Raw genomic sequence first — 7450 nt, 5'->3', positions numbered from 1 at the left:
ACGATCAGGATTCAGCGCCCGTTGCGTCCTGACCTCGGAACGAAACCCAGGGCGCTTCAACCCGACAAGCCCCGCAACAAGTACCGGGATCCGCTCATGGGCAAGGCCTATGTCCACACCGTCATCGACGACCACTCCCGCGTCGCCTACGCCGAAGTGCACGACGACGAAACCGCCCTCACCGCCACCGCGGTCCTCGTCCGGGCGGTCGAGTGGTTCAACGCCCGCGGTGTCACGGTCGAGGGCGTCCTGTCCGACAACGGCGGCGCCTACCGCTCACACCTGTGGCGCGACACCTGCGCCGAACTGGGCATCCGGCACAAGCGGACCAGGCCGTATCGGCCGCAGACCAACGGGAAGATCGAACGCTTCCACCGCACCCTGGCCGACGGCTGGGCTTACGCGCGCTGCTACACCTCCGAGACGGAGCGCCGCGGTGAGCTCGATGGCTGGTTGCACCACTACAACCACCACCGACCCCACACGGCTTGCGGGAACCAGCCGCCGTTCTCACGATTGACCAACGTCTCCGGTCAGTACATCTAACTAGCTCCGACGGGCGCTTTCGTGCAGGTGGCCAGTCGGTACGCGCAGCCTCGTCTATGGTGACTGCATGCGTTTGGGTCTGGGCACTCTCATCTCTCTGCCCGCCGGTGAGGTGACGTTGCACGACGCGCGCCGGTCCGAGCGGCGCACCGTGCGGGTGGAGGCCTTCGCACTCAGTCGCACGAGCGTTACCGAGGGATCGACCGACCTGCCGCTCAGTGGGGTCACCTGGTTCGAGGCCGTGCGAATCTGCAACTTAGTCTCCGAGCAGAACGGGCTGCCGCCCGCCTATGAAATCGCCGACGAAGGGGTGCGATGGGACGTCACGTCCGATGGCTACCGCCTGCCGACGGAGGCCGAGTGGGAATACGGGTGTCGCGCCGGGACCAGCGGACCACACCATGGTCCACTCGAGGAAATCGCATGGACCGCCCTGGACGCTACCGGTTCGGCGCAACGCGTCGCCTTGAAGCGCCCCAATGCTTTCGGCCTCCACGACATGCTCGGTAACGTGTGGGAGTGGTGCTGGGACTATCTCGACACAGCACGCTATGGCGACTACCGGGTGTTCCGAGGCGGCGACTGGGCCGCCGAGCCGTGGAACGTGCGCGCGTCGGTCCGCCGAGGGAGCGCCCCGGACGCGGTGATGGCGGGAACCGGGCTACGCGTGGCCCGAGGCGGCCTCACCCCGACCGAGGAAGTTCAGGGATGGTCGGCCCGACGCGATCAGGATCGGGCGGCGGTGACGGGGGCGCTTCCCGTTGGTTGGACTCCCCTGCGTCCGATTTAGCGGCCATATCAATCAGCCCAGATAACGCCAAATAGCCCCACCAGAAGCACGCCACCCATCGGCAAACTTCACAGCGAGGTCGAGCGATTTGCTGTACTTTTTCACTTCCGCATAGAAGAGTTTACCGTCGAAATCTCCGTACCTAAGCTTGCCGCCGAGGTCAAACGAGAATGACTGTCCACCCTGAGGCCACTCGAAGGTCAACTTCTCCACGGCTCCCTTGTCGGGGTTAACCCAGCACGCGTCGACCCTAGAGGTCGACTCAAGCCACTGCTTGGCACGGCGGGCACCCTCCCGGCCGACCTCATGCAACGACTCCCCCTGCTTAGCAACAACGCGCATGTCCCAAACACTACTGGTCGCTCGTTGGACCAGCTGGCACCGCGAGCATGTCGGGCAACGGCAAGGTGGTCAGGTCCTTGCTCGACAAGCGTGGACGGGTCGGCAAATGCACTCCCTCACGCGCGTGTGCGTCGGGCAGTGCTCTTGATGGGGTGCGGGGTCGGTCGAAGATCGTGGCACTCCAGGATGAAGTGGATCCAGGTGGCACCTCGCCCTAGGCCCCGAGCCAGAGTGAGCATGGGGACGCCGTCATCGACCAGGGCGCGGCCCTCGTCGCCGCGCACGTTCCGTGCACCCTCGCGGTCGCGCGGGGCTTGGGAGCAGGCCTTGTAGAGCTGGGTGATGTGCTCGAGCTCGGCCGCGGTGGGCCGGTGCCGCGTGGACAGGCGCGGGTACCGCGTGGTGTCGTTCCGCCCGGTCCGCTCCAGGGCGGTCCGCACGGCCTGGAGCGAGCAGCCGAGGGCGTCGGCGATCGCGGGGATGGACTGCCCCTCGTCGCGCCGCCGGCGGACCTCCTGGGGATCAGCGACGGGCTGCTATCCCCAGCGCCGGTAGGTGACCTCGAAGCGGGCGACGGTGATCCGGCGGACGTGCTCGCCGGTGACGCCGCAGCTAGTGCCGATTTGCTGCCAGGACTCTCCCGCCGCGTAGCGCACGGCCGCGTCGGCGGCGATCTGGTCACGTTGCTCAGGAGTCAGTCGCACCGTCATCAGATCAGCCCCAGATTGCCTGGGCCTTGCCGTTGCCGGGGTTGATGCCCAGCCAGGCCGGCCCCAGGCCGATCAGGGCGAGCTTGTCGAGGGCCGTGTACGTGGCGGTGTGAAGGTTGGTGACCTGTCCCCCAGGCTGGTTGCTGGGACGGTCGATGTCGATCACCAAGACCGCTGAGCGCTGCGGATGCGTGAGCACGGCGTACTGGCACTTCGCCAACGCCTCCGTCGCGACAGGGAACATTCGCGGTGCCCTCTCCCCCGTCACCGAGTTCGTCAGCCACGCCTTGGTGAAATCGCGATCCCAGCACGCCTGCAGCGCATCGCGCCCGAGGTGCTGCAGGAACGTGAGGGCCTGGACCTCGTTCCAGCCACACGACCGGATCCCCGGATCCGCCGGCGCGGCGAAGAGGTCAGGAGCCTGCGCATAGATCGGCGCGCCGCTGGTGGGATCGACCCACTGCGATGGGCGCGGACCCTCGAGAAGCCCCGCCCAGAGGCCAGCGGAGTCCTGCGCCTGTGCAGTCTCCGACACGCCGTGTGCGCCGCTCTCCCCTTCTCCAGGGGGTCCAGGTATCGTCATGACCAGGCTTTCTCCTCGAACTTGCTCTTCGAGGTGAAGCGAGCGCTCGACCGGTTGCCGCCGGTTGGGCGCTCATTTTTTGTCGTCCCCCTGACGCTACACGCGCACACACCCGGCGTTCAGGAAGCAGTCCCCGGCCCTGCGTGTCGCGGGGCCGCTAGGGTTCCGGGTATCTGTCGAAGGAGGCCAGGAGCATCGGATGAGCACACGCCCGGCCTGGACTCTCGCAGAGGCAGCACAGAACACCGACGTGTCCGTCTCCACGCTACGCCGCGCGCTGCGCGCCGACCGCATCGCAGGCGCGTACAAGGACCACAGCGGCACATGGCGACTTCCCATCGAAGGACTGATCGCCGCCGGGTACCCGCCCCGCTCCGGAGCAGCACAGCCCGAACCCGAGACAGCACCAGCAGCCGCCCCGCCTGAGCATGACCGCATCCGCGACCTCGAAGCCGCGCTACGCATCGCCAAGGTCGAACGAGACGCCGCCCGCGAACTCGCCCAATCCCACCAACAACGCGCCGACTCCCTCGAACGAGCCCTACTACTCCTCGAAGCCCCAAAGGCCCCCCAAGGACGACCTGCTCAGGGGTGGTCAGATGACCAACCCAGGGTGGTCACTGACCATAGTCAGAATAGTCAAATGACCACCCCTGACCTATCCAAATCGACAGAACCCCCGGTCACAGGGTGGCCACGTGAACACCCTGGGTCGTCCACTGACCATGGTCATGACCAACCCGCGGGTGTTCACGACAAGCCACGGCCCCAGTCCTGGTGGCAGCGACTCACGCGGGGAAGGAGCAAAGATGGTTGACCTCCTGCAAACGCTCCTCAAGGGCACTTCAAACCTCCTAGGAGCACTGCCGGACTTCGTGTGGACAGCCTTCGCCGCATCCATCCCGGTGGTCCTAGGCGCCCACTTCGCCGTCCGCAAGATCGCCCAGGAACGGCGACACGACGCCAAGGTCTCCTCAGCGATCGTCCCACCAGAGCCCCGCCTGGCGCTCCGCCATCACCTCTAGCTACGAATCACAATTCATGGCTGTCATCACGCCGCCCCTTGGCGCGCTTTCGGCGACCGTAATAAGCGGCAGCAGGAACGACAATAAATAGGATAATTAGCTGAATTACGAGCGAAGTACTCACGTTCTCAGCTCACCCAGGCGCAGACTCGACGAGGCCATACTTTGTGGCTGTCAATATATTTCTTCAGAGCTCCAGCGCCCTCCGAATACCCAATCCCGATCACCTCCAGGATGACCCCGGGAGCGATCCCGGCTGTCGCAGTACGAAACAATGAGCGTCGTTGCATCATTCGTATCCTATCGAGCTTTGGTGTGGGCACAGATACTGCAACCACATGCCTGTTCACTTCAGTTGGACAGGCTACCTAACTTGCGCGGTGGCATCGATCACACTAGCACTTCGGTTCGTTGAGCGTGACAGAACCGTTACATCGCCACCCAGCCACTACGAAGCCACTTCCAAGGCGGTGCTCGCATCACACTCGGGTACGGCCTGGGGTGCACCCTTCTGTGCAGGTCGGTGCTGAAGCGCCTACCCCCACAGCAGAGGTGCCCTGGCGGGGCAATCAAGGAGTGCTGACACGCATTGTCATGACCGCGGGGTACACAACCGGGGCGACGGCGCGCCCTGCGACTTCGGCTGCGGCGTCGGTAAGGAGGTGTTGCCCCTGGGCGCCGGCGAGGTAGGCCGCGTAGCCGAGTGCTTGTTCGAGGCTGGCGAACGCGGGGTCTCCGCGCCATACCTCGGTGCGCTGGATCGCCTCGATACGCTCAAGAAGGGATCGGTAGGAGCGAACCAGTTCGTCGGAGAGCTCCGCGAGCTCGTACAGCTCGCCGTGGATCCAATCCGCGTTCAATAGCGGCTGTGGGGCGTCGTAGCGGCGCTGTGAGCGCCCTTCGGCCCATCGGCGGGGTTCGGGGACCACTGTGGTTGCGTCAGAGGCTCTGAGGAGCCCTGAGCGCCGCGCACGGTAGCGGCGCATCTGCGCGGCCTTGCGACACCGATCAGTGCAGTAGACCCGCCGACCCGTCACCGTCCGCGCACCACACACTGGACACCGCCGCCGCGCCACCTGAGCACCCATCTCACAGCCTCCACCCTTACCGAGGGCCCTACACAGACACCCTACGTTGTAGCCCCGGGGACGCATTGGTGCCAGAGGTCCGTCGGTCGTTTACTTCTAAGCTTCTACGTCTCTTTCTGGTCCGTGATGATGCGTCGTCCTGCGTGCTCGTGTCGGTGTCGTCGTTCGTCTCGTCGGGGTCTGCTGCTCGTCGGTGCATCTCGGTGCATCTGGTCGGGGTCTGCTCGTCCTCGTGCTCGTCGGGCCTGGGGGTGCAAGTTCGGTTCGTTGCGAGGATGAATGTCTGTGTCCTCGTCATCGAGGGCAAGGGCGCGCAGCGCCCGCGGCAGCGCATGCCCAGTGCAACGAACGCACCCTGAGTTAGGGCACCCAACTATCCATCTTGCTCCGGGGCATCGCCCCGTAACGGGCCTGGGGATGCGCCCCGGTGCCATCGCTTCAGCGGCGGGCGAGTGGTAGCCACTCGCTATGCTTGCTACCCCTCAGCCGGGCCCCTCAAGGCCCGGCTTTCGTGCACCTAGAGCCCGTTCGTTCGACCCCCTCGACAGCCAGCCCGCCGCGTCCGTTTGCACCGTCGTCAGCGCACGCACCTGCTGATCCCAGCGCGCTCGATCCCCGCACGGTCACACCAGATCGCGCTGCACGCTTCGCACCCTCCGCGGCCCCGCACCCGTCACTGATCGCATGCACGCAAGCACTCCGTGTTTCGACCCATCTCGACGGCACACCTCTTGCACTCCGAGTGGTAGCGGTGCACGGCCCGGACACGACCGGAAAGAAAGAACGACATACGGGCGAGACAAGGATCGACCATCGACGCGCACCGTCGATCCCGACCTCGACCAGGGGGGGCACACCACCACCGCAATGCTTCCTTGCCCCCACTTCGTGGAGAAGAGAGTGAGGGGCAATCAGCCCCTCGCGACAACTCCATGAGAGGGGACGCCATGACCGGCGATCCGATATTCGACGAACTCCTACAACGCCTCACAGTGCGGGCGGTCAGCGTAGGCATCCGCGCAGCAGTCACAGCGCTACGGCACAAGCGCCACGCGAACAACCATGTGTGCGCGTGCTGCGGACGTGCAAGCGAGACGAGGAAGGGGGGGCTGAGACCGAGCGAGGCTGAGTCCCGAGGGGCACGCAGGCACCCCACATGCAGCCACCAGCGAGGTCCAGGACGTGTGGTCAAGTGAAGGACCGTGCAGCCAAGCAAGAGCACCGGATTCAGAGTCGCAAGGGTGTAGTTCCGGCCTACGGCCCGGGGGGAACCGTATACCGCTTACGGCATTGCACCCCCTCCTAGAGGGGGAGAAGATCAGCGTTCCTCAGGGCGGCTAGGTGGTAGGCCACCATTCGCTTAGAGAGCCCTGTCTCCTGCATGATCTGAGCACGGGAGGGCACCGCCCCGGTCTCGGCGTACTGCTGGGAAACGAAGGCCAGCACGCGGCCTCGTGACGTTCCGCCCTGGGCTGCACGGCGCTGGTTGGCGGCGGTGAGCTTGGCGCGTTGCTGGCGGGCGTAGTCGCTGTTGGGGTCTTCCCAGCGTTTGGCGGCTGTCTTGCCGCCACGGCTGCCGAGGGTGGCCAGGGCCTTGCGTCCGGCACTGTCCATCCGGGTGGTGCTTGCGGCTGCGCTCGAGGGGTTGGTGTTGCCTGCGATGACGTACCCGCGGACGCGGCGGGCCATGGTGAGGCGGTCGCGCATGGGGGGCATGTCGGGCTCGCGGGAGTCGGCGCCGACGGCTTGGGCGACGTTGTAGCCGCGCTCGTAGGCGTCGATGATCTTGGCGTCCTTGAGGGCCTCCCCCGCCGCGCGCATGCGGTGCGCGGTCGTCAGGGCGTGCCGGAAGGCGGTCTCGTCGCGCGCAGCGCGTCCGGGGCTGGCCCAGATGACGCGGACGCCCTCGATGATCCCGTGAGCGGCCGGGGCCAGTTCCTCGGCGCTGGGCAGTTCGGCGCGCAGCTCGCGCCATGCGCGCGCCTGTGCGGCGGCGTCCTGCGCGGCCTGGATCCGGTCACGTCCGCTGGCGAACTGGCGACGTGCCGGAGCGTCCGGGGCGTCGTTGTTGTTCATCCGGCGGACCTTCGTGACGAGATCGGACAGGCGCACGATCTGGTTGTGCTGGCAGTGCCAACGGTAGGCCGTGGGGTCGCTCGATCGGTGCAGGGGCCAGCGGGAGAAGCGGTGGCTGAAGGCGAGGTCTCCGCCGAGGAGCTGGTTGAGCTCGCGGGTGGCGATGGCCAGCAGGCGCGTGTTGGGGCTGGTGCGCCCCTCTGCCGCGTAGACGGGGTCGATCAGCCAGATTGCCGGGCCTGTCAATTTGTCTGTGTAAGCGGGGTGTTCATAGGTAGGGGGTGATCCGG

General features: G+C 66.1%; 8 protein-coding genes. 2 read left to right on the top strand and 6 right to left on the bottom strand.

Features of this window, described 5'->3' with window-relative positions; genetic code table 11:
- Nucleotides 1-546, top strand: a 546-nt coding sequence (locus FM110_RS08760) for an integrase core domain-containing protein (RefSeq protein ID WP_143276345.1), incomplete at its 5' end; no start/stop codon positions are given.
- Between the two features lie 67 nt (nucleotides 547-613).
- Nucleotides 614-1336 carry a formylglycine-generating enzyme family protein gene (locus FM110_RS08755; protein ID WP_087104390.1) on the top strand — a complete coding sequence of 241 codons (723 nt, stop codon included), beginning with the start codon at nucleotides 614-616 and terminating at the stop codon, nucleotides 1334-1336.
- A 12-nt stretch (nucleotides 1337-1348) separates the two neighbouring features.
- Here the strand turns inward: FM110_RS08755 and FM110_RS08750 are convergent, their stop codons facing one another.
- From FM110_RS08750 to FM110_RS08725, 6 genes are all read right to left on the bottom strand, one after another.
- Nucleotides 1349-1678, bottom strand: a complete 330-nt coding sequence (locus FM110_RS08750; protein WP_087104389.1) for a hypothetical protein — start codon at nucleotides 1676-1678, stop codon at nucleotides 1349-1351.
- Nucleotides 1679-1794: 116 nt separating this feature from the next.
- Complete coding sequence (locus FM110_RS08745; protein ID WP_087104388.1) at nucleotides 1795-2118, bottom strand: hypothetical protein; 324 nt, start codon at nucleotides 2116-2118, stop codon at nucleotides 1795-1797.
- A gap of 96 nt (nucleotides 2119-2214) precedes the next feature.
- Entirely contained in the window at nucleotides 2215-2388 is a 174-nt protein-coding gene (locus FM110_RS14125) for a hypothetical protein (RefSeq protein WP_159458026.1), read from the bottom strand.
- Nucleotides 2389-2392: 4 nt separating this feature from the next.
- The gene (locus FM110_RS08740; protein WP_087104387.1) at nucleotides 2393-2923 is read right to left on the bottom strand and encodes a replication initiation protein; all 531 of its coding nucleotides are present in this window, start codon (nucleotides 2921-2923) and stop codon (nucleotides 2393-2395) included.
- Between the two features lie 1642 nt (nucleotides 2924-4565).
- The gene (locus FM110_RS08730; protein WP_143276342.1) at nucleotides 4566-4925 is read right to left on the bottom strand and encodes a hypothetical protein; all 360 of its coding nucleotides are present in this window, start codon (nucleotides 4923-4925) and stop codon (nucleotides 4566-4568) included.
- Nucleotides 4926-6386: 1461 nt separating this feature from the next.
- Entirely contained in the window at nucleotides 6387-7406 is a 1020-nt protein-coding gene (locus FM110_RS08725) for a replication initiation protein (RefSeq protein WP_087104384.1), read from the bottom strand.
- Nucleotides 7407-7450 lie beyond the last annotated feature (44 nt).

Source organism: Brachybacterium nesterenkovii (assembly GCF_900163655.1).
Taxonomy (GTDB): Bacteria; Actinomycetota; Actinomycetes; order Actinomycetales; family Dermabacteraceae; genus Brachybacterium; species Brachybacterium nesterenkovii.
This window is presented reverse-complemented; position numbering and strand designations above follow the sequence as displayed.